The 25,507-nt window shown below is 42.7% G+C and carries 21 protein-coding genes; 14 read left to right on the plus strand and 7 right to left on the minus strand.

The window, feature by feature from the left end:
• Positions 1-2: 2 nt before the first annotated feature.
• Complete coding sequence (locus MHB46_RS23275; protein ID WP_165178505.1) at positions 3-455, plus strand: ATP-binding protein; 453 nt, start codon at positions 3-5, stop codon at positions 453-455.
• A 10-nt stretch (positions 456-465) separates the two neighbouring features.
• Positions 466-1,296: a siderophore biosynthesis protein gene (locus MHB46_RS23280; RefSeq protein ID WP_341163576.1), complete on the plus strand. Its 831-nt coding sequence runs from the start codon at positions 466-468 to the stop codon at positions 1,294-1,296.
• Between the two features lie 37 nt (positions 1,297-1,333).
• Here MHB46_RS23280 and MHB46_RS23285 read toward each other — a convergent pair whose 3' ends face one another.
• Positions 1,334-1,822 (minus strand): hypothetical protein, encoded by a 489-nt coding sequence (locus tag MHB46_RS23285; protein WP_322174667.1) that lies wholly within the window; start codon positions 1,820-1,822, stop codon positions 1,334-1,336.
• Positions 1,823-2,128: 306 nt separating this feature from the next.
• Between MHB46_RS23285 and MHB46_RS23290 the strand changes: the two genes are divergently transcribed.
• The 3 genes from MHB46_RS23290 (at position 2,129) to MHB46_RS23300 (ending at position 9,460) form a co-directional block, all read left to right on the plus strand.
• The gene (locus MHB46_RS23290) at positions 2,129-3,598 is read left to right on the plus strand and encodes a hypothetical protein (protein WP_023989556.1); all 1,470 of its coding nucleotides are present in this window, start codon (positions 2,129-2,131) and stop codon (positions 3,596-3,598) included.
• Positions 3,599-3,811: 213 nt separating this feature from the next.
• On the plus strand, positions 3,812-4,690 hold the full coding sequence (locus tag MHB46_RS23295) for a hypothetical protein (protein ID WP_341163577.1): 879 nt from the start codon (positions 3,812-3,814) through the stop codon (positions 4,688-4,690).
• Positions 4,691-4,882: 192 nt separating this feature from the next.
• On the plus strand, positions 4,883-9,460 hold the full coding sequence (locus MHB46_RS23300; protein ID WP_341163578.1) for a fibronectin type III domain-containing protein: 4,578 nt from the start codon (positions 4,883-4,885) through the stop codon (positions 9,458-9,460).
• Positions 9,461-9,509: 49 nt separating this feature from the next.
• Here the strand turns inward: MHB46_RS23300 and MHB46_RS23305 are convergent, their stop codons facing one another.
• Positions 9,510-10,019, minus strand: a complete 510-nt coding sequence (locus MHB46_RS23305) for a discoidin domain-containing protein (protein ID WP_341163579.1) — start codon at positions 10,017-10,019, stop codon at positions 9,510-9,512.
• A 321-nt stretch (positions 10,020-10,340) separates the two neighbouring features.
• On the opposite strand from MHB46_RS23305, the gene MHB46_RS23310 reads away from it, so the two are divergent.
• Entirely contained in the window at positions 10,341-10,562 is a 222-nt protein-coding gene (locus MHB46_RS23310) for a hypothetical protein (RefSeq protein WP_341163580.1), read from the plus strand.
• A 281-nt stretch (positions 10,563-10,843) separates the two neighbouring features.
• Entirely contained in the window at positions 10,844-11,545 is a 702-nt protein-coding gene (sigK, locus tag MHB46_RS23315; RefSeq protein ID WP_013311218.1) for an RNA polymerase sporulation sigma factor SigK, read from the plus strand.
• A 325-nt stretch (positions 11,546-11,870) separates the two neighbouring features.
• Here the strand turns inward: sigK and MHB46_RS23320 are convergent, their stop codons facing one another.
• A complete protein-coding gene (locus MHB46_RS23320; RefSeq protein ID WP_341163581.1) occupies positions 11,871-12,845 on the minus strand; it encodes an alpha/beta hydrolase in 975 nt (324 codons plus the stop codon).
• Entirely contained in the window at positions 12,842-13,471 is a 630-nt protein-coding gene (locus MHB46_RS23325) for a TetR/AcrR family transcriptional regulator (RefSeq protein WP_341163582.1), read from the minus strand. Before MHB46_RS23325 ends, MHB46_RS23320 begins: the two co-directional genes overlap by 4 nt.
• A 389-nt stretch (positions 13,472-13,860) precedes the next feature.
• Between MHB46_RS23325 and MHB46_RS23330 the strand changes: the two genes are divergently transcribed.
• The gene (locus tag MHB46_RS23330) at positions 13,861-14,322 is read left to right on the plus strand and encodes a DUF523 domain-containing protein (RefSeq protein ID WP_061830393.1); all 462 of its coding nucleotides are present in this window, start codon (positions 13,861-13,863) and stop codon (positions 14,320-14,322) included.
• A gap of 103 nt (positions 14,323-14,425) precedes the next feature.
• On the opposite strand, the gene MHB46_RS23335 is transcribed toward MHB46_RS23330, so the two are convergent.
• Positions 14,426-15,175, minus strand: a complete 750-nt coding sequence (locus MHB46_RS23335) for a YdcF family protein (RefSeq protein ID WP_341163583.1) — start codon at positions 15,173-15,175, stop codon at positions 14,426-14,428.
• A gap of 217 nt (positions 15,176-15,392) precedes the next feature.
• Between MHB46_RS23335 and MHB46_RS23340 the strand changes: the two genes are divergently transcribed.
• The 5 genes from MHB46_RS23340 (at position 15,393) to MHB46_RS23360 (ending at position 21,094) form a co-directional block, all read left to right on the plus strand.
• The gene (locus MHB46_RS23340; protein ID WP_023989546.1) at positions 15,393-16,280 is read left to right on the plus strand and encodes a DMT family transporter; all 888 of its coding nucleotides are present in this window, start codon (positions 15,393-15,395) and stop codon (positions 16,278-16,280) included.
• A 242-nt stretch (positions 16,281-16,522) separates the two neighbouring features.
• Positions 16,523-17,299 (plus strand): NAD-dependent epimerase/dehydratase family protein, encoded by a 777-nt coding sequence (locus MHB46_RS23345; protein WP_341163584.1) that lies wholly within the window; start codon positions 16,523-16,525, stop codon positions 17,297-17,299.
• A 234-nt stretch (positions 17,300-17,533) separates the two neighbouring features.
• Positions 17,534-18,529 carry an ABC transporter permease gene (locus MHB46_RS23350; RefSeq protein WP_061830390.1) on the plus strand — a complete coding sequence of 332 codons (996 nt, stop codon included), beginning with the start codon at positions 17,534-17,536 and terminating at the stop codon, positions 18,527-18,529.
• An 18-nt stretch (positions 18,530-18,547) separates the two neighbouring features.
• The gene (locus tag MHB46_RS23355; RefSeq protein WP_013311212.1) at positions 18,548-19,441 is read left to right on the plus strand and encodes a carbohydrate ABC transporter permease; all 894 of its coding nucleotides are present in this window, start codon (positions 18,548-18,550) and stop codon (positions 19,439-19,441) included.
• A gap of 111 nt (positions 19,442-19,552) precedes the next feature.
• Positions 19,553-21,094, plus strand: a complete 1,542-nt coding sequence (locus MHB46_RS23360) for an extracellular solute-binding protein (protein WP_341163585.1) — start codon at positions 19,553-19,555, stop codon at positions 21,092-21,094.
• 126 nt (positions 21,095-21,220) lie between these two features.
• On the opposite strand, the gene MHB46_RS23365 is transcribed toward MHB46_RS23360, so the two are convergent.
• Both MHB46_RS23365 and MHB46_RS23370 read right to left on the minus strand, forming a co-directional pair.
• Positions 21,221-23,482, minus strand: coding sequence for an AraC family transcriptional regulator (locus tag MHB46_RS23365; RefSeq protein WP_341163586.1), 2,262 nt, complete (start codon positions 23,480-23,482; stop codon positions 21,221-21,223).
• Between the two features lie 225 nt (positions 23,483-23,707).
• Entirely contained in the window at positions 23,708-24,421 is a 714-nt protein-coding gene (locus MHB46_RS23370; RefSeq protein WP_061830386.1) for an expansin EXLX1 family cellulose-binding protein, read from the minus strand.
• Positions 24,422-24,772: 351 nt separating this feature from the next.
• Here MHB46_RS23370 and MHB46_RS23375 point away from each other — a divergent pair, with 351 nt between their 5' ends.
• Positions 24,773-25,489: a metal-dependent hydrolase gene (locus MHB46_RS23375; protein ID WP_165178440.1), complete on the plus strand. Its 717-nt coding sequence runs from the start codon at positions 24,773-24,775 to the stop codon at positions 25,487-25,489.
• Positions 25,490-25,507: the final 18 nt, after the last annotated feature.

Below are 25,507 nucleotides of genomic sequence, written 5' to 3' on the forward strand. Positions count from 1 at the left end.
ATTTGGAGTGTGTCATTTTTATAGGAATTCAGGCTTCGGGCAAGTCGACATTTTATAAAGAACATTTCTTCAAAACACATATGCGAATAAACCTTGATATGCTTAAAACACGGAATAGGGAAAATATTTATCTACAAGCCTCCATTGAAACCATGCAGCGCTTTGTTGTAGACAATACAAATGCCACTGTTATAGAACGGAAGAAATATATAGATGCTTGTAAAAATAAGGGATTTAAAATTATTGGCTACTATTTTGAGCCCGATTTTGCAGAATCTATTAAGCGTAATGAGCAGCGTACAGAAAAAGAGTATATTCCTGAGATCGGTATTAAAAGTGTAATGAGTAAACTAGAGGTTCCAAGCTACGAAGAAGGATTTGATGAACTCTACAGCGTGATTTCCATTGAAGGAACGTTTCAGATCAGAAGACTGCCGGAAAACCATACAATATAGGGGGACTACCATGAACATACCTGAGAGATTCATCAAACGTTTTCCAGCATACGAGGACGTATTTGCCAGCGATCTTGAACATCATCGCAAGCACTTTCTGCCGATTTGCTCAATTAATCTTCAGTTTTTATTCCCGGAGCAGGACGAGTGGCTGCATTTTGTTTCCGTAAAAGAAATATACGAAGGCTGTGTGGGTGAAAATACTCAGCAATTTCATACCTCATATACCAAGGAAGATATGCTGGGTTTCCATGTAATTGACGGCAAATACAAATTCGAAACAGACTGGAATTATTTTAGTCTTCATCAGAAAGAGCAATTGGAAGCTACCTATGAAGCGCTAAAGTCTACCGGGGATAAAGCGTACCTACGTATGAAGAGAGAAGTCATGGCGTTGGACGGACTGGAACAGGTGTACATGGCTAATGAACAAGACTACCAAGCTCGCAAAGCATTTTTCCTGGAAAACAATAAAATTTATCCATATTCCTCCTTTGGGGAGGCCAAAAAGACTGTGGAAGAGCTCACCCGTGATTTTGAGGAAAAGCAATCCAGTGGTTGGGGACTGAGTTTCCCAGAAGTTAACGGTATTTTGGAGGATATCGCTTTTCAGTCTGACAAGGCTCAAAGTTACATGAAGGAATATGACGAATCTCTGGAAGAGATGCTCCAGTTCGAGCAAACCAATTTGCTTCATGTGCCTAAGCGTCCCAATGGTGAGACTTTTACCTATATCGGTTCCATTACCGGATATTATTTTCAAGCATGTGGGGCGGATACCGTCTATTTATTTTACGACCAAGAATTAAGTAAAGCGGTAATTTGCTTCGAATATTCATAAGTATATAAAAAAACTCCCATCAAGGGAGTTTTAATATTTATTTCTTATTCATCTCCACATCATGCTCTTTGGCAAGTGTGTTGACCTGTTCACCAAAATCTCTGAATAGCTTTCTACCTTCGCTGAGCTTAGTGTTACTTTCATTGATTAAGTTCAGATCCTGTTTATCCAATGCATCGAGCATCTTAATGAAGGCTTCCTTTTGAGTACTAGCGGCCTTGATGTAGGTTTCGTGGACGGCTCTTACCTCAGGAGTTTCCGTCTTTACAGCTTCTAACTTATCAACAAATTTGGTGTATTCCGGGATGATATCGTCTTTTAAAGCATTATATAGTGTAACATCATCTGTAAAGTTATCTCCAGTCACAGCTTCATACTTATCAGTAACTGCTTTTTCATCTTGTGCCAAAGGAAGCATTCCATCATTTACATACGTGATTAAATCTTTTTTTATCGGATCGGTAGAGCAGGCTGCCAAAATGGAGAAGCAACATAATACTAACATAAACACGCTAAGTTTTTTCATCTGTATTCCCCTTTTTTATGTATGTTATGGGTAATTCGATTTATTTAATAGTCTTAAAGAACTATCCATATTATTTGATTATATCGTATAAATAAGAGAATGGTAGGATTTTTATGGTAAAATAGTGTCAAAATTAAGTTGATTAACCTAAACCTATTCACATGGAATTACAAATAAGAATGTTTTAAGAAGTATATTCCATTTGAACCAATAATGTATTATGATAGAGCCATACAGCCTAGAAATCGCCCTGGTTTATCCGGGGATAGCGGGAATTCCTTAAACCATTTGAGAGGGGATTTCAGTATGAAGAGGTTCAAAAAGGCTATTGCAGTGATGTTAAGCATGATGCTCCTGTTTGCTTTCGGAATGACTGCGAATGCGAGTGAAAGTACGGAGGCTACATCGGATCAAGCGATTAAAGTGGAATCCGATATTCAGCTAACAACTGGAAATGAAGACGTGATTAAGCGTTTAACGCGAGCAGACAAGCCAGACAACGTTACGTCTTCGGTTTATGTCATGCAAGAAAATCTCAACTTCAAGACACCAGAGACAACATCATTGAAAAGGGAACCCATTTCTTCGCTGAAGGCAAACCCAATGGCTGCATCAGCCACAGTTTCCTCTGCTACGTATTCCGGTACGATTACGCAAGAGGGAGGCACACAATTTTTATATCCGATCTATTTGCAGCCTGGTGAATTGTTGCAGTCCCAGTTGGATGGTCCATTTTCAGCCCAGCTTGACTATGACTTATACTTATATGAGTTTGATATGACGACAGGTGACATTAATCCTAATGCCATTGACGCATCCACCTATGGTACTTATTTTAACAATTATGAACAGGGGGCTGCCTCACTTCCTGAGAACGTAGGAACCCGTAACGCTACCGGATATGAAAAGGCATATGCGATTGCTGTTCATGCCAAAAAGGGTTCCAGCATCAATGATCCTTTCTATCTAACGGTCGATACAAGCTCCAGCTACGATGCATATGAACCAGATGAGAGTGCTTTCCATGCCTATAACTTTACCTTTAGTACGGGCGGTTCATCGCTTAATTCACGCTCCATTCATTCAGGCATTGATAATGACTGGTACCAAGTTACGATCCCTGCCAGCCGCAATTATGATGCTTTGAACGTAAAGCTTGATAGTGTTTCGGACGGTTATGGCTACAAAGCGGAAGTCTACGGAGCTCTTACAGGAAACCAAATGGCGCTTTTGCCGCAAACGAACCATAATGTCAGCTTAAATACAGGAACCTACTATGTGCGAGTGTACACAACCAATCAGTATTCACCCAATCATTTATACACACTTACACTGAAGCCAGTGCTTCGGGCTGGCAAAATTGAAATTACCGGCTATGATTCTGTTAATGGTCCTAATGATTATCCGAACTACTCATATGGTCGTCATTATCGGGTTAATCAACGCAGCAACCTTACCGTGAAGGGGGTAGTTAAGACAACTGATGGTTATCCAGTGGCAAATGCGCCTGTTGATGTGACTTGGTTGAATCAGAACTGGACTGAAAGCAGCGGAAATCGTACTCGTACAGGCACAGCTTATACGGACCAGAATGGAGCCTTTAGTGTGACTCTTTCCCTGCCATCTTCCACTGGAAGTATAGCGGAATACCTGTCTGGAGCCATCAGTTTTACACACTACTATGATCTATCAGGGGTAGCCGTTCAGGTGTCAGGTACTTCGATTATAGACACAGATATTGTATATCACTTTGCCTATAGTATTTATGGCGGCTGATGGACGGGTTATTAAGCTAACACTTAAGGTAACTTGTTGCTTGAATATTTTATATCTGAAACAAAAGTAGTTCGTTTCAATATTTGTTCAATTTTAGGACAAAGCATATGTTCATTCCATATATGCTTTGTCCGATATATATAGAAACAGGGTCACATTACACTATACATACGCCTTAGATTGCCTGTTACAAACATGACAGGAGGAAATAGAATGAATTTTGGACCTCTTAGAGCACAACAAGCGATTCTTAATGCAAGTAGCTTACGGATCAATCCGACAAGCAAGCAAGCTCCACCACCCCAGCTTCATGAAGAACAGGTCTCCAGAGTGGTAGTTCAAGACTCCGTGGAGATTAGTGAAGCCGGTAGACAGTTGGCGGAAGGAGCTATTGTATCACAGGCTGCCAAGTATTTCGGTACAACACAGATCAATGATTCATTAAACCGGGTTTTGGAAGGTCAGCCAGAAGAAGTGTCTAATGCAGTGTACAGTATGATTGAATCTAATTTTATCGTCGACGGAACAGTAACGGATGAGAGTCAACGAGCTGTGCTGCTGGAGATGGGAGTTACTCAATCCAAGTATATTGCCGATCATTACATGGAAGGCGACAAGGCCAAAGAGTTTCTGGAAACCATGAACCAGATTGCTAGTATTGCTTTGACACGATCCACTGATCCAGAGACCGGAGATATTAGCTACACGACTCCAATAGATCGTCCGTCAGGTGCTCCTGAGGATTATGTCAAGCTGTCGGAAGTGATGAAGCAGGTTGATCCTCAAAAATATACTGCGTACATGAATGATATTAAAGGTGGAGGAAATGGGCTGAGCCAACTGTTAAATTTTGCGCAAAAGGTTCCTCAACATCCCGATTGGATTGAGAAATACAAGGAACGTACGGGACAGAACGCAGAGTTGCTCAATAACACACCGCTAAACAATCGGTTTGACAAAGCGGATACGACATCAGCTTCTGCTTTTATGAACAGTATGCAAAATCTTCTTAAGGAATCTTCCGCTACTCAGGATTCTTACATGCAGAATATGCGAGGATTTTTTCGGAACTTGGGCGTTCAGATTCATTAATATCTTCAAATAATTTGTCAGTTCTGTTTACATCCTGCTTGGAACGAAGTATAATAGCTTCAAAACATACTCGTGATATAGAGGAAGCACCTCAAACCTAGGCATTAACGCCTTCGTTTGAGGTGCTTTTTCTATTTACCCGAAGCGAGTTTGTAAAACTCTTTGAAAATAAAATAAAGTAAGGAGAAGTGTATGTATCGAAAAAATAAGCGAAAGGTAAGGAAGTGGGTATATGGATTTTTGGCTGTATTCCTACTATTAACGATGATTCCCATATTTCCGGAAAGGGTATCAGCTGCTGCTCAGGAGATCATGGGGGGCCCTTTTTGCCAAAACAATTTGCCGGGTGGAGGCGATAGTTGGGGTTCTTGGTCAGGAAATGGGGTAGGAGCAACGGAAGTATATACTGGCATGGGTTCGGCCGGGTATAAATGTGATGGTATTACGCAGCCGACAAATCGTTTTATTGATATTGGAAGATCCATTAAGACTTCGGATTACAGGATTTTTGTTTACATTGAAGGGTCTTATCATACTGATATATATGCATCTAATAACGCAGCAGGCGACAGTTGGAGGCCTAATGGAACAAACTTATATACATGGACTAATGTAACGAAATTCTATGCGGATAGATATTATCAGGGAAAATGGTTAGATATCACCGACTCTATTACATTAAGGGATGTTCGATATTTCAGAGCGATGGGAACTAACCAACAGACAAGCAATGAAGTATCCAAGTTTGGAATCCGTGTTATTCCCAAATCGGACTTAATGCCTAAACCACCGCAGATTCATGCAGGCACAGAGGGACAAGCGATCACAGGATGGACCAAAGAACCCGTAACCGTGTGGATAAATGGAGACGTGGCTCCTGAAGGACTAAAATACTATGAATATAGCCTGAATGGAGGAGCATTTCAGCAATACACCGGGCCTTTCACTGTCTATGACCATGGTGTAAATACGATCTATGCCCGAACGGTGGACGTAAATAACCAGTATAGTGGTCTTTCTTCCGGGAATGTCCGAATAGACAAGATGCCACCCACTCCACCCATCCTAAACGCAACGGGAAACAGTAATGACTATACCATTTCATTACAACCGGGAACAGACGATTATTCTGGACTAGCCCATACTCAATTTCGTTTGACGGGCGTTGTGAATCAAGATTGGCAGGACTACGATGGAGTGTTTCATGTGAATAAAGATGGTAAAAGCACGGTTTATGCACGCTCCATTGACAGCGTAGGTAATGTGAGCCAAGAAGTAAGCAAAGAAATCACGATTGATAAAAAGGGACCAACTGCTCCTGCCATTCGGGCTAGCGAGAAAGGGCCAACGATCCGTCATGTAAATATAGCTATTGATTCAGGAAGTGACTCTACAAATGGAATTAAGATGACACAGTATCGCTTGGGTCCATTAGGGGAGTGGCGGACATACAATGGCACTTTTACATTAAACGCAGAAGGGACTTACGAATTAGCAGCACGGACGATCAATAATCTCGACGTGTCTAGTCCAATCGTGACTCAATCGGTTATGATTGATCGAACCAAGCCAACGCCTCCAAAAGTTACGTTTTCCGAGGTGACGACACCTACTCGATATACCAATAAGCCAGTGGAGTTTGCTCTATCGGGTGCGACGGATACTACAGCAGTACATTATGAATATCAATTGGGTTCTGGCACCTATGTGCCTGGTTCGTTGGGAATATTAAAGGATTCGGGTATCATAAAAGTGACTGCCCAAGCTGTAGATGCAGCTGGGAATCGAAGTGATCCAGTATCCGTAATGTCTTATATTGATTTGGAACCACCGACGATCCAACTGACGCCGGATTCGCGTGAATGGAAAGATACCCCTATTCATGTGAGGATACGATATGCCGATCAGCATTCGGGGATTGAGTCGTCGACAATGCAGTATAAAATCACGAACAGCCCTGATTCACCTGAAAACTGGGATACTGCAGCCGATACAACACTCCAGATGGATCTTTCAAATGAAGGTGAATGGTATGTTCATGCCAAGGTCAAAGACAGGGTGGGTAATATTTATGAAACAGTTAGCAGTGCTCTGTGCATTCAAAAGCAGCCCCAACCGGTTGTGCTCTCTGCGACATCCGTACGAAATACGGAAGCTGATTTGCAGTGGACTCTCCCGTCGGGCCTTGATGATGGTTACGTTTATACAGTCCGAAATCTAACAACTAATGAGGTTTGGGATGTTACGCATCCAACAAATTCTTTTACAGTTAGGGGGCTACAAGGAGGACGGCAATACGAATATGAAGTGCGTTCCAGTAACCATGTAGGAGGCAATGCATATTCCAATCGAGTCCATGTATTAACGTTACCTGATGCTCCTGATCATATCCAGTTACAACCTGTCTCTCGTCATTCTACAGAAATCATGGCTGATTTTACGCCAGTTTTCTCAGCTAACAAATATAACATTACAGCAGCAGACGTAAGTACGGGAGAAATCATATTTAAGGATACGGTTACACAGGATGTGTATAATCCAATTACGGGAATGAAGCCTGGTAAATATTACGATGTTTCTGTATCAGCTATTAATGACACTGGAGAGGGTACAGAAAAGCATGTATCTTTTCTAAGTCTACCAGACAGCCCGAACGGATTCCGGAATGTAACTGTAAGAGAAGATGGAATCGACTTGAAGTGGAATTCTGTAATCACTGCCACCTACTACGCCCTAGAACGTGACAAAGTATCGGTTTATAACGATGTGTATACAGAATTCACCGATAGTGATCTTCAGGCGGGAACAGAGTATGGTTATAACGTTTCCGCTGCAAATGCAACAGGATTCGGAGACTATGCTCATCTGGGAGTCATCACTTTACCTGATCGAGTAACTACAATATCGAGTGTGACGAAGGATGTGTATGCTATCGGTGTTGCGTGGCAGGATGTGCAGGGGGCTGAAGGATACATCTTGAATGTTAACGATGAACCGAAGGTGCGGGTTGCGCGTGGTATCCATTCTTATACTTTTGAGGGCTTGCCTGCGGGTAGATCTGCCAATATTAAAATACGAGCCTACAATCGAAGTGGTACAGGTAAAGATACATCTATCAACGCATTAACACTACCTGATTCGGCTGTGCAACTTGCAGCTGAAGATGTTCGTGAGCACGATGCCACATTGATATGGGCCCCGGTTGATGGGGCAACTCAATATAAGGTAACGATCGACGGTCAAGATTATTATAGTACGGAACCACATGTAGTTGTATCTGGTTTAACAGGTGGGAAAAACTATGATTTTCAAGTGAGCAGTGGGAACAGTAGTGGTTTCAGCCAGCCAGCGTTGGGTAAGCTGCTGACACTTCCTCCTCAAGCACAAAATGTTAATGTTACAGAACTTGAGGATGGCCAGATTTTGCTGAGCTGGGATGAAATCAAGAGCGCTTTTCAATACACTGTAATCCGCAGAGATACGGGGGAAGTTTTTGACACCAGAGATGCCCATATTAAGCTTTCAAATATCCAGCCTGGTGTAATTTACTCGTTTGGTATACAGGCCATGAATACAACGGGGAGAGGTAATCTAGCTCCCTTTACGCATCGTACGTTGCCAGGTCAAATACCGGATAGTAGATTGGTTATGAAAAGCGTAACGGATACCGATTTGCTTGTTACGTGGAAAGAAGCTCCGGGTGCAGATGCTTACAATGTCTACCAAAACGGGGGGCTTATCGGTCATACGACCTCCCATGAATTTAAAGTAGATGGATTAGATAGTTCTACATTGTATCGTATTACCGTCAAGCCATTGAACACAAGTGGTGAAGGTAAGCAGACAGAAGATCAGGTCGAGACGCTGCCGTCTCCAGCGTTTGCGTTTTTGAAGACGGAAACAACGAATAGTGAGTTTATCATCCATTGGGAGTCAGAACATAAAAATGATATTTTCGTTCTCGCTAGTGAAGGAGGAACAGAGCTATATCGTGGTAAGGATCGAAGCTATATCTGGAGACAACTTAAAGAGAAGCGATTGTATAAAGTTCAACTATGGGCAGAAAATAGTCAAGGAAAACGCACAGAGGCAAAACAAGCGAATGGAAAAACAACGGGTAATACTGCGGACGCAGGTGGTGGAGCAGGAGGGGCGGAGAGTGTAAAACCGATTCAGCCTGTTGTAAAGGAATCGTTAGAAACAGAGTATATTCAAGATTCAACCGTTGAGAAGAAGCCAAATCATTTTAGCGACATTGAACGGGTATTTAATAAAGAAAAAATAAATGTGCTTGCCGATTTGGGTGTAGTAAAGGGAACAACTCACATGCTATTTGAGCCGAACAGACCTGTGACGCGTATGGAGTTTACTTCGATGCTTGTCCGTTCCTTGAAATTACCACTTGAAACGGATGTGACTTTAGGCTTCGAGGATATCAGTCCATCGGCGTGGTACGTTGATCTGCTCAAAACGGCGATTAAAGATCAGGTCGCTCGCGGGTTTAGTAGTAGAGAATTTGGCCCAGATCGGGTCATTAACCGTGAGCAAGCGGCTAAAATGGTGAATAACATTATTAAGGCTACACCACAGCAAGAAAGCAGTGCATACTCAGATTCCTCTCAAATTGTAGAGTGGGCCAGAAAGGATGTACTTGGCCTAACCGAGATTAATTTAGTACAAGGATATCCAGATGGTAGCTTCCGTGCCAAGCAGGAGGTCACACGTGCGGAAGCGGCAGAGATGATTTATAACATGCTTCAAATGAAATAGAATAAATCAAGGGGCGGCATTGGCCAGCCCCTTTTTTGTGTGTACTAACTTATTCTGCAATAGCGGGGTTTATATTGGATGCTCTGTAGGCAGGAACGCCATTAATGAGTGCGGTTTTAAGCTGAATATATCGTATACCATAATAGGAGGTTGTACTACTCAAGCCGGATGAAAGTACAGTTATTTTATAATATGAAAAAGGAATCTCATTACTAAATTGATAAGTTGTTTTTGCAGTGGTTGGCAAAGTTTCGACTTCACCTAACCTAAACCAATTTTCTCCGTCATTAGAGCCGTGAAAAGAAAATGAAAGTATAAAAGCTCGAGAAGATGGCTGAGCTAAAAGAATATCATTGATCGTCTTACCTGTATCTAATTTGAAGATGATCTCTCCACCTTTACCGCTTAAACTGCTCTCCCAATAGAGATTATTATCGACTAAAACATTTTTCGGAAAAGTATTTTTAGAATCCCCGTTGGTTGAAACATTTTCCTCTGCTATAACAACAGAATCTACGGAAAAAGTATAGTTATCTGGATTTTGACTGAATTTTGCCATGTTGAAATTCCTCCTTAAGTTTAATTTTTGAATGTGGTGAAAAGGTTGATTTATATCATTTATATGGAACTCTCTATGAATATATTCCTTGATGATGGAATGCATACTAGTGTTTAAACGGTCCAACATCATAATAGTAAGCTCATTTGCGGGCGGGGGAGTTGCATGTTTAGAATATAAATAACTAATTGAGGTGCGAGAATGGAAATGGATAGAATATGAAAATATACACTTATTATTTGGGAGACGGCATATTCCCTTTGGATTGAGAAGTACACGGCTTCCCAAGAATATAATTATTTTGTAATAGATGGATTTAATATGCTTACCGACAAAATAGATGCGATTCTGAATTATGCTCTAGAGAACTTTCGAAAAGAATTTCCTCACAATTATGAGTTGCGTTGTCCGGCTATGATATTTCCATTGCCAAGAGGCGATGAAAGTAATGGTGCTGATTTTGCTATTGTTTTAAAACGAGATGAAGATGGAGATACAATGGTCTATTCCCCACTCCCATTGTCATATTTAGAAAGAAGTTAATACTCTGCTGAAAGAAAAGGAGGAAACCAAGTGATGAATAATGTAAAGCTATCCCGGGTTTCCCTCTGGCTATATGGAGTGCGTTGATTTGTGTCGAAGAGATCTCTACGTTTCGAATTAAGTATCGGAGGTTGCTCCAGAAAGGTATCTGGCAAATTGTTACGGAGCAGTTTTCGGAGTACAGGCACGGATGGGCACCTGCCTACATACAATAAACAGACCGCAAGCCTGGTAAGTAACAAAGGCCGGTAAGTTCGCAACTACCTCAGGAGGTGTCATCCGTGCCCGGACTATTTAGCGCTATCGCTCTGTTCATCAAGGAATTGACGCTGCTCGTTTCCTACGTGAAAAACAACGCCTTTCCGCAGCCATTGACTGAGAAAGAGGAAGCTCGACACCTAAAGCTGTTTGCCGAAGGCAACGCACACTCCCGTAACACACTCATTGAACATAACCTACGGCTGGTGGCCCATATTGTGAAAAAATTCGATAACACCGGTGAAGATTTGGAGGATCTTATATCCATCGGTACCATCGGACTGATCAAGGCCATTGAAAGCTTTCAGACTGGGAAAGGCACCAAGCTGGCAACATTTGCAGCCCGTTGTATAGAAAATGAAATTCTTATGCATTTACGATCCCTAAAAAAAACACGCAAAGACGTATCTCTCCACGATCCTATAGGGACTGATAAGGAAGGCAACGAGATTACTTTGATTGATATCCTCGGCACCGAGGCGGATGATATTGTAGATAAAGTACAGCTCAAAATTGAGAAAAGTAAAATCTATCGCAACCTGGATATTTTAGATGAGCGTGAAAAAGAAGTGGTGATCGGCCGCTTCGGCCTGGAAGCCGGAGGAGAAGAACGAACACAGCGGGAAATTGCACGAGAACTGGGAATTTCGCGCTCGTACGTGTCACGAATCGAAAAGCGCGCGCTGATGAAGTTGTACCATGAGTTTTACAAGCAGAAGGGGTAATGGATAAGGAGATATATGAAGCCGCTTGAGGCCCTTAACAGGGCCTTTTTAGGTCTTTTTATAATTCAATTACTTGCTTCTTTTCAGAGGCGTGTTTAAATTGCATTCCCCTCTGCCCATCCAATATTCTTATCTAAGGCTATCTTATAAAAACAACTGCTCCTTTTCGCTTAAATAATAACTATTTTGCTATGTGTTTTCATTTAAAACGCAAATAAAAGCCTGTAGTGGTTTTCTACACTACAGGCTAAAAATGCTTGATATTATTGGGTGTTATACTTCGTCAGGACAAGCTCCTTCGCTAGTTGGCTCTCTTGGATTTAATTTATTTTCCTACATACTCATCCAAAAAGCGATCTACTCTTTTGAAATACTCAGTGGGGTAATGGTTGATGGCATCGATGTGCTCCGTATTTTGCGGGTACCATACTTCTGCTTTTGGGTTATCTTTTAAGGACTCGTAAATAATTTCTGTATTTTTATAACTAATTTGCTGATCTCCAGTACCATGAATGAGCATAACTGGCTTGTCTTGCATCTTTTTTACCGCATCCATAGGTGATATGGAATCAAGATCAACCTTAAAGGCCCAATTTGCCATCCATGTCGATGTATAACTGAATGGAAATGCAGGTAAACCTGAAAAGAAGGGCAAACCCTCTCTCAGAAATAGACCAGCATTACGAAAAGGACTATCTGCAATTACGGCTTTAATGTCATCACTTTCACTTGCGGCTAGCAAAGAAGTAGCAGCACCCATTGAAAAGCCGATAACTCCAATCTTATCACCCGTATGGTCTCTGGATTTTAAATAGCTTACAGCTCCTAGCAAATCGTATTTTTCATTGAAGCCCAGTGTAATCAAATCACCATCGGATTTACCTTGTGAGCTGAGGTCAAATGCCAATACATTGTAGCCTTTCGGAACGAAATGCTCTACTAACTTTTGGGTCCGCCCTTTGACTAAACGATTGCTCGTATATCCATGGACGACAATAATTGTCTTATTACTTGCTTTACCAGAAAGACCACTTGCAGGAAAGAAGGAACCTCTAATCGTATTATCATTTTTCAAACTCTTGAACTCGACCTCTTCGTAGGGAGTTTTATCGATATTCAATCCGTAGCTGACATTAGTGTCTCTAGGATGGTGCAACAAGGTGTCTACTACTTTATAAGATATAAAAAATACAAGAGCCATTACAAGCAAAAGCACGATCCCTAGGCTCCATAAAATTTTCTTTCGTTTTTTCACACGAACGTTAATTGTCAGATCGGGTTGTAATGATGCCTGATTCATTCAGATTCCTCCAGTTTTTCTTTAGGTTGTATGGGGGCGAACAAATAAAAGGCATGCCCCTTCAGATTTTCCCACTCGGGATGATGAATAATACTTTCTCCAAGAGTTAAGCCCACTCCATTTAAGAAAGAGATATAGGCACGAGAGATCATTGCTGGAGAAAAGCTTTTGTTGAATTCTCCCATTAACTGTCCCTTGGCATAGACACATTCGATCGCATCTGTCATTACCTTTATACTTTCAAGGACCTTCTGTGTAAGTTCAGGGAATCTTATTCGTTGTCCTAAGACAGATTGAACAAGTCGCAATTCATTTATATAGGAGTAGATATGGTTGAATTGTTCTGCCACCATGCTCTTAATCAATACGCCCGGCGTCCCCTCCTGTTGTAGACAAGCAAGTGATTTCGCTTGAATATCAGCAAGCGGCTCAAGGACAGCAGCGTAGTATAAAGCTTCTTTGCTGGGGAAATATTGAAAAATGGTTCCAGGAGTCACTCCCACACTCTGCGCAATGATCGCCGTTGTGGTATTAGAATATCCACTTTCTGCGAACAGGACAACAGCTTCTTCTAGGATACGTTTACGCCGCTCCAGTCTTTTTTCTTCATTGATGGGTCTTGCCAAATGTATTCCCCTCTCTTTAAACTAAACTTTAATTAATTAAATGAATGATTATTTAATTAATAATATATCTTAAATTACGACTTATAGCAAGAGTGAATTTATTTTACTTACAAACAGAAGGGATAAATGACAAAGAAGATACGTAGAACTCCGCAGTATTTGAAGGCCCTAATCAGGGTCTTTTTTCATTACTTGTATTTCGAACAGAGTTCAAAAGGGTATGGGTAGAGTGCAGGATCATGATTACGATTATGTCATCAGCTGGAAGAATATCCTTACGGAACGCGGACGTAGTGGCGAGTCAAAATTTTCGTACGATGACTCTACTAGAAAATTTGTTTATACTTTAACTACTTAATAGTGAATGCAATGGATATGAGGTGGAACTAATGATTCTGGTAAGTTCGTGTTTAGCGGGCATGAAGGTACGATATAACGGGACGGATAGCCTGGATGTACATATTCAGAAGTTGGTAGAGGAAAAGAAAGCTGTGACGATCTGTCCTGAGCTTTTGGGGGGCTTTGTGACTCCGAGAGAGCCTGCTGAGATTGTTGGAGGGACAGGCGAGGATGTGCTGAACGGCACAGCCAAGGTGGTCGAGTTCTCAGGCAACGATGTTAGCGATATGTACATTAGAGGTGCGTATGAAGCCTTGAATATAGCCAGAGAGGTTAACGCAACACTTGTTGTTTTAAAAGAAAACAGCCCGTCCTGCGGATCAGCAGCAATATATAATGGGTCATTCGAAAATCGTAAAATAGCAGGTAACGGGGTAACCTCGGCTTTGTTAAAAAAGGAAGGCTTTAAGGTCATATCGGAAGAACAAATATCAGATATTTTCTTGGATTAGAATATGTAAGGGTAGATCAAGCGCCTTGCTAGCTTACAGGCTTATACCTGCGAGCGCAAGACGCTTGTTTGTGCTATGTGCCGCTATACGATTAGACATCACATTATTTAAGCTTTAATGCAAGAATTCCTAGGTATTCCTTGAGGGCTGTTCCGGTTGTAGACATGGCCCCAGCAGACGGCGAGAGCTTGCCAGCATACAGTGACAGCTTTTCACTTGCCAGATAGTCGGTAGGATAAGCTATGGCCTGCATGCCTGCACGCTGAAATTCCAGTGCAGCACGTGGCATATGGAAAGCGGAGGTCACCAGAACAGGTCTAGTGAGTTGATGTTTTTCTAAAATTTGGGATGTATATACGGCATTTTGCTGTGTGTTCAAAGAACGGTTTTCGATCAGGATATCCTTTGCTGGAATACCGAGTCCTAGCAGCTGCCTTTGCGCAATATTCGCTTCATTTCCACTGTCTCCAAACACTTGCCCGCCGGAGAAAAGAATGGGTAAGCCTGTTGCTTCGTGCAATCTGGCCGCAGTGAGCAGTCGATTGGCTGCAGATCCTAGCAGATTGCCTTGTCCATTGATGTCGGGGGTTCCCTGTGTGGCTCCGCCCCCAAGCACGACAATGACATCGCCTTGAACGGTACGGGGTTGTGGGTACTGTTTTTCCAGGCTACTGATTAACAAATCTCCAGCCAGATTGGTCGAGGAAACGTACAGCAGCAATGTGACAAGAAGCAGTACGACCGCAGGTATACGTGCCCTTTTCCATATCCAGATCACGAGCCCTGCCATCACGAGAATGAACAAACCGGGAGGGAGCACAAAGCTGTACAAAAATTTGATGATATAAATCAAGTGCAGACAACCTCCTATCCTTATAAGCTTTATAAGTCTTTTTGGTATATTGTAACATAGGCAAATGACTGGATTCCTCTGTCCGAAGACATACCTCGATGAACAAGCGGGCATGAAAGGTGGAGCTTTCCAATACATATTTTTTGTTTGATAAAGTTGTTCTGCAGGCGTAGTATATAAAGTCTAGTGATTTTTTTCATAGAGGAGCGATAGCGTCATGGGAGAGTTAACGACAGCCAAGCGGATGATGATGATCGCGCTACTGGTTGTATTGTGGGGCATTTCTTGGCCCATTTATAAAGTGGCATTGGAATTCACACCTCCATTGTTGTTTGCAGGGCTACGTACACTGCTGGGCGGTCTGCTATTAGGAGCAATTTTAGTACCGAGATGGAATCGCATTCGTTGGAAAGAAAATTGGCGGGTGTATGCTATTTCAGGTATTTTTAACGTGGTACTGTTTTATGGCCTGCAAACAGTGGGACTGATGTACGTCCCCTCCGGCTTGTTTTCTGTGCTGGTATATCTCCAGCCTGTGCTGGTCGGTATTTTTGCATGGATGTGGCTGGGAGAAGCGATGTCCAGACTCAAGGTGATTGGATTGATCATCGGATTTTTGGGCGTTGCAGCTGTCAGTGTGGGCGGATTTTCAGGGCATGTGGCTGTGGCAGGTGTAATCATCGCCATTATTACAGCTGTGAGCTGGGCATTGGGAACGGTATATGTGAAAAAGGTAAACCAGCGTGTGGATTCGCTGTGGCTGGTTGCATTTCAATGTACACTGGGAGGCATCGTGCTGACGGGAGCTGGAACGGTGACGGAAAACTGGTCGGATATCGTATGGAATGTCCCGTATGTGTCAGGGCTGATATTCGGCACGGTGCTGGGAATTTCACTTTCCTGGTTGCTGTATTTCACACTTGTTAATTCAGGGGATGCGAGTAAGGTTGCTTCTTATACGTTTTTGGTGCCTGTGATCTCGGTGTTTGTCAGCTCGTTGGTACTGGGCGAAGCGATTACGGCTTTCCTGCTTATCGGGTTAATCTTAATCGGGCTTAGCATTTATTTGGTTAATCGCAGAGCGAGAGTAGTACGACAAGCTTGAGCGTAGTAGTTGAAACAAAGAAATTGAAAGATAGAACTTGAAACATAGAATTTGAAACAAAGTAACAACAAGGGACTCTTGCACAATAGCAGGGTCCCTTTTTATATGCTAACAGGAGACACAGCTAAGTGGGCTATGACCTACCGAATTCGAGAGTTTAAGGGGTTTCCTCCCTGGGGAGTTGGTTAAGATTATGATATGGATGACAGCATACAAGCAAGCAAAGAAGGGAGATGTGGACGATGGCACGAAAATTGTTGATTACAGGTGCGGCAGGTACAATTGGGAAAGTATTGTATGAAGGGCTACAAACGGAAGGTAAATATGAAATAATCGCTGCTGATGTGAAGAGGGATGAAGAGGCAGGGATTGTGGAAATGGATATACATGATGCTGCACGACTGGATGAGCTTACGCGCGGAGTGGATACGGTACTCCATTTTGCATGGATCAAGGATGAAGGGGATTTTCTCGGCAAAGTGCTGTCTGGCAATGTTAGCGGAGCCTACAAGCTGTATGAAGCTGCGGTGAAAAATGGGGTAAAACGCATTGTTTTTGCCAGTTCCAATCATGCCACAGGGTTTTATAAAGTAGGCGAAAGCATAGATGTAGAAGATCCCTACCGACCAGACAGTTTTTATGGATTGAGTAAGTGCTACATTGAACTGTTGGGACGACTGTATGCCGATCAGGGCAAAATATCTTCAATTAATATCCGTATCGGAAATTTTCCTGGGGATGATCGGCCCCATTCTGAGCGCGCCGCTCATATTTGGATCTCCGAGCGCGATATGATCCGTCTGACCGTCTGCTGTATAGAAGCTCGTCCAGAGATAAGCTATCTTAATTTGTACGGTACGTCAGCCAATACGGATAATTATTATGACATTAGCTACTTGGAAGAACTAATCGGATATAAGCCGCAGGATAATGCCGCTGAGCTGCTGGAGCAGGCAAAGAAAATCGGATTTCGGGTAAAACAGGATGAAACCACATTCCAGGGTGGGCAAAAGGAGTAGAGTAGATCGTTCAAATATGCTTTGTGAATGGGCTCAAGGCGTCGATCAGACGCCTCATATTACACAAAACTTCACAAATATCCGAATTGTTCACTCCTCCGGACACTCCTTTGTTCATGAAGTATGAGAGGCTTCACTTTTCATTTTGAATGCGCTTACATAAAATATAGTTATACGGCGGCGGTGCTACAAACCTTGCTGTCGGTAACGTACACAGAGGGGGAGTGACTCACATTGAATCAGCCTATGCCCAAAAATTCTGCAATGCTTGCAACGGATTCCCGCCTGAACGGTAAGAGGCTGGGAACGGGTAGGAAACACGGTTTTTTCTATGAACTGTTCCGCAATCGGGTATTATTTCTGATGTTGTTGCCCACTTTAATTTTTTTCTTCATTAATTCCTACATTCCTATGGTGGGTATTTATTATGCATTTACCCAGTTCGACTTCAATACCAGCCTGTTTGATGCCAAGTTTGTCGGACTCCAAAATTTTCGCTTTCTATGGCAATCCGGCACGCTGACAAAACTGACATTGAATACGGTCGGATACAACGCAGCGTTTATTTTACTCGGTAACGTGCTAGCGATTGTTCTCGCTATTTTACTGAATGAGCTGCGAGGCCGCTACTTTAAAAAGATCGCTCAATCCGTGATGTTCCTGCCTTATTTTGTTTCTTTCGTTATTCTAAGTGTCATCGTGTATAACATATTTAATTATGATAATGGTTTCCTGAATACGCTGCTGCTGCAATTTGGTGGTGAACGCGTGGATGTATACAACAAACCATGGGTATGGATTTTCCTGATTATCCTGTTCTATTTATGGAAAAATCTCGGCTACAGTATGGTGATCTATCTGGCAGCAATTACAGGGATCAGTGACGAATATTATGAGGCAGCTAAAATGGATGGAGCCAACATTTTTCAACGAATCTGGTACATTACCGTTCCGATGCTTAAATCGACATTCGTTGTGCTGCTGTTGTTTGCGCTTGGTAGTATTATGAAAGGACAATTTGATCTTTTCTATCAATTAATCGGCAACAATGGGGTGCTGTACAATACGACGGATATTTTGGACACTTATGTGTACCGTTCCTTGAAAGTGACTTTTGATGTGGGGATGGCTTCGGCAGCAGGCGTGTACCAATCCTTGTTCGGCTTTGTACTGATCATGACCGTGAACTACATCATCCGCAAGTTGAACGACGAATATGCCTTATTCTAGAAAGGAGGACCCAAACGGATGGCGATCAAAGAGGATGTATACACTCGAATTTTTAAAATCATCTCTTATGTGATTATCATTATTGCTTCTATTGCTTGTTTACTCCCGTTCCTACTTATTATTTCGGCTTCACTGACCAGTAATGAATCGATTATCAGGGATGGATATCACTTTATACCACAGCAATTCTCACTGGAAGGTTACCGGACGGTGTTCACCTTTCCTGAAGAGGTGTTAAGGGCGTACGGGGTGACAATTTTTACCACGGTTGTAGGCACGACGTTGGGCCTGTTCCTGATGACGATGGCAGGATATGTGCTGGCACGCAAAGATTTTAAATACCGCAATGCGTTTTCATTCTATATTTACTTTACGACGCTGTTCGGAGGTGGGTTGGTACCTTGGTACATTATGCTGACGAAGTATTTAGGATTGCTTGATACGTATACAGTGCTTATTTTCCCGGGATTGATGACTCCGTTTCTGATCATTTTGATGAAAAACTTCATTCGTTCTTCCATGCCGGAAGAACTGTTCGAGTCCGCTAAAATTGACGGTGCGGGTGATTTTAAAATTTACTATCGAATTGTGCTGCCTTTATCTACACCGGGGATTGCCACTGTGGGGCTGTTTCTGGCCTTGGCTTACTGGAATGACTGGTTCTCCTCCTCACTCTTTATTAACGATCCGCATAAATACCAGTTGCAATATTATCTGTATAATGTAATTAACTCCATGCAATTTATCGCTCAAATGGGTGCAGGTACTGGCGTAACCCTTTCCAACGATATGCCGACAGAGTCGACCAAAATGGCAATGGCGATCGTAGTTACTGGACCTATTTTGCTGCTGTACCCGTTCGTACAGCGCTATTTTGTTAAGGGATTGACCATTGGTGCGGTAAAAGGCTAAAGTGGCACTCAAGGACTGTGATGGCATGACGTGCTGACGTTGTGCCATCTAAATAGCACTCTTTGTAAGCGTTTTATTTAATCAGACTACCATTTCAAAGGGAGGATTCACATGACATTCACAAAGAAAAGAAAACAACGCATGTCCATCCTGATTGCAGTAATGGTCATCACGGCGCTATTAGCCGGATGTGGAGAAGGTAGTGGAAACAGCGCTCAAAAAGCAAATGGAGAGGATGATAAATCCCAGAAAGTACAGCTGCAATTTTATATGCTGGGGGATGCTCCTAAGGACTTGCCTACCATTGAGACAGAGATCAATAAGTTGGCGGAAAAAGATCTGAATGCCACCGTCAAATTTAACTATACGACGTGGACAGACTGGGATCAAAAATATAAGCTGTTATTGTCTTCGGGTCAGCCTATCGACCTGATCTTCACTGCAGATTGGACGCAGTATCAGGCCTATGCCAAAAAGGGCGCATTCCTGCCGCTAGACGATCTGCTGCCTAAGGCTGCACCTGCCTTGCAAAAATTTGTGCCTCAGGACATGTGGGATGGAGTTAAAATCGGAGGCAAAATTTATACCGTGCCTGGCACGTATAAAGAGTATGTCACTAACGGCTTTGTATGGCGTGAGGATTTACGAGAGAAGTACAATTTGCCTAAACCGACAGATATCAAAAGTTACGAGGCTTATATGGATGGGATACGTCAGCATGAGCCAAATATGAAAACCGTATCTCTGAACAGCGATATCAAGGGAAATCTGCATGACCGATATACCGAATTAGTAACGAAGAGTGTAGGTGCCTTGCCTTATGGTATTGGTATTAAATATGAAAAACCAACAGAGGTTTATAAATATTGGGGCTCGGATGAACAAAAGGAAGAGCTGAACACTTACAAACGCTGGGCCGATAAAGGATTCATTCCCAAAAATGTATTAAACGTAAAAGATACGCTTCAGGATCAAGTGACTTCTGGTAAAGCGGCGAGTATTTTCGGTGACAATCCAACCCGGTTTAATGATATGGTCATTAAGCTCAAAGCATCTCACCCGGACTGGAAGCTCGAGTATTACCCATTCCCTTTGACGACAGGTTATGCAACTCCAGTACATCCGATTCACAACGGCTTTGCAATTCCAAAAAGCAGCCCAAATCCGGCGCGCGCATTAGCTTTTTATGAAAAGCTTGTGACGGACAAACGCTATAACTTGCTCACGCAGTATGGTATTGAAGGCAAAAACTATGAAGTCAAAGATGGTTACTACCATATGATAGGTAGCGGCAGTTCTAATGGATTTTCACGCGAAGGTATGAACAGTTGGGCTTGGCGTAATCCGGAATACATGCTGTTTGATTCTGGCTTTGACCGTGTGAAGAAAATTTTTGCTGAGCTGGATAAAATCCAGAAGCCTGACCTGTTTACCGGCTTTGCAGAGGACTACACAACCTATCAAGCAGAAAAAGCAGCTCTAGAACAGGTTGAGAAGCAATATCTGTATCCGCTCCAAGCTGGACTGATCGACAATGTAGATCAAGGCTTGCAGACCTTCTTGCAAAAGGCAAATCAAGCTGGTTTGGAGAAAATCCAAACCGAATATACAAAACAATGGGAAGCTTACGTAAAGGAGAAGGGTATTAAATAAAACATAAAGAATTGTGATAAATAATAAAGCAAGTCTCCAGAAAGTTGGAGGCTTGCTTTATTAATGTCAGTTTATGTTTTTGGGAGCAATGTTCCGTTCTCGGAGCGGTCGTGTAGAGCAGTCTACTTATTGCGCATTTGCTTTAGAACGGCGAAAATCTGTCGGTGTTACGCCCAAGCTACGTTTGAACATGCGATGGAAATAAGAGCTGCTCGCAAATCCGGTTTGTTCTGCTACGTCAGCTACGGACCAGTCGGTCTGTTCCAGCAGCTCACAGGCCTTGCGAATACGAAGTTGTTGGATGACGTCCACGATGGTAGACATGGTCTGTTGCTTATATAGCCTGCTGACATAGATCGGCGACATATCCAGCTCTTCCGCAAGCTGATTGAGACAAAAATTGGGATCCGTATAGGCTTGCTCCATTCGTTCATTGATTTGCCGCACCAATCGTTCCTGCTTCGTGTTTCGTTTTTCCGATAGACTGGAGCGAATATGATCAAAGACCAATTGATAATGATCAATAAGATTCTCAGCGGTCTCTAACCGGTCTGCGGATGGTAATTCAGGTTTAGTTTCTATAGCAAATCCATTGAGCTCACTGATATGCCGAACAGCATTATTCACACTCATGATGAGCCGGGATATTGCCACTTGAACGGAGGAAAACGGATATTTTTCCATATGCATCAACAATTCTTTGAACATACTGTGTGCATCCTCCGTATGACCAGACAGCAGCGTATCCAGCATTTTTTTCTCTTTATCGGCTGGATATACGTAAGTATTTTGGATATCCTCGTCTGTAGTGTTTTGCGCATTAATAATGCAGCCATGCCCCTGAAAAAATCGGTGCATAGATGCGTCTTGTACCTGGCGGTACAGCAAATGCAGCCGTTCTGGTTGACTCGTGATGGCACTGTAAGTCAGTGAAACGCTCAGCTTCAAATATTCAAAGCAAGCTTCACGTATTTGGCGTAATAAGGTTTCTAGCAGTACAGTGTCTGTATGCTCTGCGGGATCGAGAATGTTAAGCATCAGCAGTACACTGTCCTCATCCATATCAACGGTCTCCACCCGGTACGTTTGTCCGCATATTTCAGAAGCAATGTTCATGATTGCAAACTTATAGGGTAGCAGATCAGGTCCACGTTCGCTTTGCCATCGGGTATATTCATCTATGCGCAGCAGCACAAGGCGGTAGTCTTTGTCGAACTGGAACGTAATCCCAAGCTCGCGTAATCGTTCCGGTTCTTCACCAGCAGGAAGATTTCGGATTCCTCGGATTACATTCCGTAAAATGTTTTGCCGGATCGTGTACATACTGTTTCGTTTCTCCGATTCCAGTGAATTCATATGCACAACAATTTGGCCAATAGGCGTATACAGCATTTTGGATAGCAGCCACGAAGCCACGAATCCTGCCAATGCAATGATGGCGGCTATCAGTAACATCGCATTACGAATAACACTCGCCATTTTGATAACGCTTTCATATGGTGTGACACTAATATACTGCCAACCTAGTCCGTCCGGGGAGGTGTAGGAAATGAGTGATCTTTTACCATGAAAGTCTTCTACAAAATAGCCTGTTTCTTGTTTTTTGACTCTCGTGTGCAACCATAGCTGCTCTTTTTCGTTCAAAGTTTCGTCTGTCAATGTTGTACCAGACAACAGTCTGCCCTGATCGTCTAAAATATAAGCGGTCCCGCCTGAGATTGGATTCGCCGCCATTTCCTTGTTCATCCAGGCCGCCGACACATTCACAATCACAGCCGAATTTATCGCTTCGTTCGAGTTAATTGCGTCATAACATAAATACGTATAGGCTGCGATATCTGGGCTTGCTTGCTCTACTCCAGCTCCAGAGTCTGAGGCCGACAGCAGCGGATACGTGCGTGGAATAGGCGTAAAGGGTTTATAGTCCTGATAATGATCCAGCACGCGAATGATATCTGTATCAGCCAGTTCATGTTTGCTGAATAACCCGTTTTGACCTTGTGAGGACGCAATGTAGAAGGTGCCGCTTTTAGGGTTAAACACGTAGATGGATTCGATATACGGCATGGAGTTAAGATAATTGTTCAATTCGGTCATGGCAGCGGTTACATCATATACATTAGGTTTTGGATAATACAACAACTTGGACAGGGTACTGCTGCGATACATTTGGAATGCCAAAGATTGAGCAATAGATGTCATGTTAATAACTTCTTTGCTTCTCAACGTCAAGCTGTTGTGATTGGCCTCGAATGCCTGCTCCTTTTCCACGCGAATATAGTAAAAATAATACACAGTGGTGGATACCAGCAACGTTAGCGTAATACATAACGTAATGCTGACCAGCAATTTGCTGTGAAGCTTGTGATGCTTTTTGAAATTGCTCATATGAACAGGCCTCCTGTCTGTGTGCACGTAGCTGTAAAGTACACCCTATTTATGTATTCATTATACGTGTGATCTTGTGAACAGGACAGTGAACAAACCGATTCTTTGTGAAAAATAATGATTTTTTCGTAAAAAGGCCAGGAACACTTATACGCATTGGATTGCGTCGGTTCCCGGCCGGGTTTGTGTATTCAAATAAAAGAAGGAAAGATGACGGTACTGCAACTAGTCAGGAAATTGAACGTTACCATTAACGATATAGGCTCCGCCTGTACCATTTTCCGCTAGAGCTGGGATTGTATCGTTTAGCACGACACCGCGAATGTCCGTAATCCGTATTTTCAGAGGTTGTTTTCCTAAGTTAGTACCTAGAAAGTGGTTGTAATCCTGTTTTTCGAGATTGAGCCATTGTCCGTTTTGTTGGACTTCCATCTTCAAGACCGGATATTTATGATTGCGTACTTGAATGGCTGCCCACCATTGGCTGCTGCCTTCTTTAATGCGGTAGGAGACATTGCCGTTAACCGGAGCTTTGACCACTTTCCACGAAATATTAATTTTTCCGTCTATTTGATTGCCAATCAGGTTGAACGCGTTTGGGGACAGATCGAGCGCGCCACTTGGACCTTCAGGGTAAAGATCAGTTACATATACGGTTGTTTTCCCTTTGGGACCTTGAACTTCCAAATAGGCTCCAGCTAATGCAGCTTTGATTCCGTTATAATTCAGTTGTGTGCGATTAAGCGCTGTAATTTTGGCATCCGAAGGGATGGGATCAAGCAGTAATGCCCCTCCAGAGTAACCTGATCCTGTATATGTGGCGTACCCCGTGTATGTATCATTCCAAGCAGCTGAAGCGGGAAGGGCGAATAATACAAGACTTAGCAACGATGTTAGACCGATGGTTTTGAACTTTCGGAACGTCGATATTTTTTGCATAACATTTCCTCCTTATTCATTTAATAGATTAATATAGTAAATATAAACACTATATTACCTAATATTTCAAATTGTACAATAGGACTTTGAGGCAAAAAGAAAATATTGAAGATGTTTGTCAACATACTCATAGGCCATATGGCGTGTTTTTTTAGAAATGGTTTTACAGATAAAGAATAAGGGGAGGATTAAGTAATGAGGACGAAACTAGGACTTTTGGATGAAGTCTTTTAAATAGAATAAGCGAACTATTGTTCTCCTTTTGTTTGTCGTATACAATCGAATCATGCTGATTCAAATGGAGTGATGTTGAACTCTGTTGTATGCTGCAACGAAAGGATGTTTTGCACCATGATGGGAAGAGCCCATTTGATTATTGGAACCGGGGTCTCCCTGTCGGTATTAGCTTTAAGTGGATACGAAGTGACCCCGGCTGCCGTGGCAGCTGCTGTGGTCGGTTCACTGTTGCCGGATATTGACGAGCCTAACTCCATGCTCGTGAGCCGTGCGCTCCCAACCAAAATGCTTAGGCTTATACAGCTTCTAATGATTGGGGCTGCTGGTTGGGTATTTTTCACCCGTTTGGCTCCACCGCCATGGAATCTTGTTTTGGCTTTGCTGATGATCAGTGCTTCTTTTATGCCTTCACGATCCATGCGCAAGGTTATTATCTTTCTAATTGGTATCGGCCTAGCCTGGTATGGAGAATCATATGCACCGTGGAATTATATCGCCGGGTGTCTGCTGATCATTTGTACGTTAGTCCCACACCGAGGGTTGACACATACGGTATACGGGACAGTCGCATGGACTGCGCTGCTTTATGGTACGACACGTTTGCACGGTGACAGCATATGGCTGGCTGGAGGTATGGCATATTTGCTGCATTTACTGGCAGATTCCTTGACGAATAATGGAATTAAACCTTTGCCGCCGTTCAAATGGAAGCTGCGATTTAAATTGATGAGTACCGGAACCCGGAAGGGAGCTAAGATAGAAAACGTCTGTATTGCTTTAACTACTGTACTTGTAGTGATTGCTTTGCTTCGTTATAAGCATTTGATTTGATATATTCTATCTTTTGTT

Origin of the sequence: Paenibacillus sp. FSL H7-0703, assembly GCF_038003485.1 — a bacterium.
GTDB classification, from domain to species: Bacteria; Bacillota; Bacilli; order Paenibacillales; family Paenibacillaceae; genus Paenibacillus; species Paenibacillus polymyxa_B.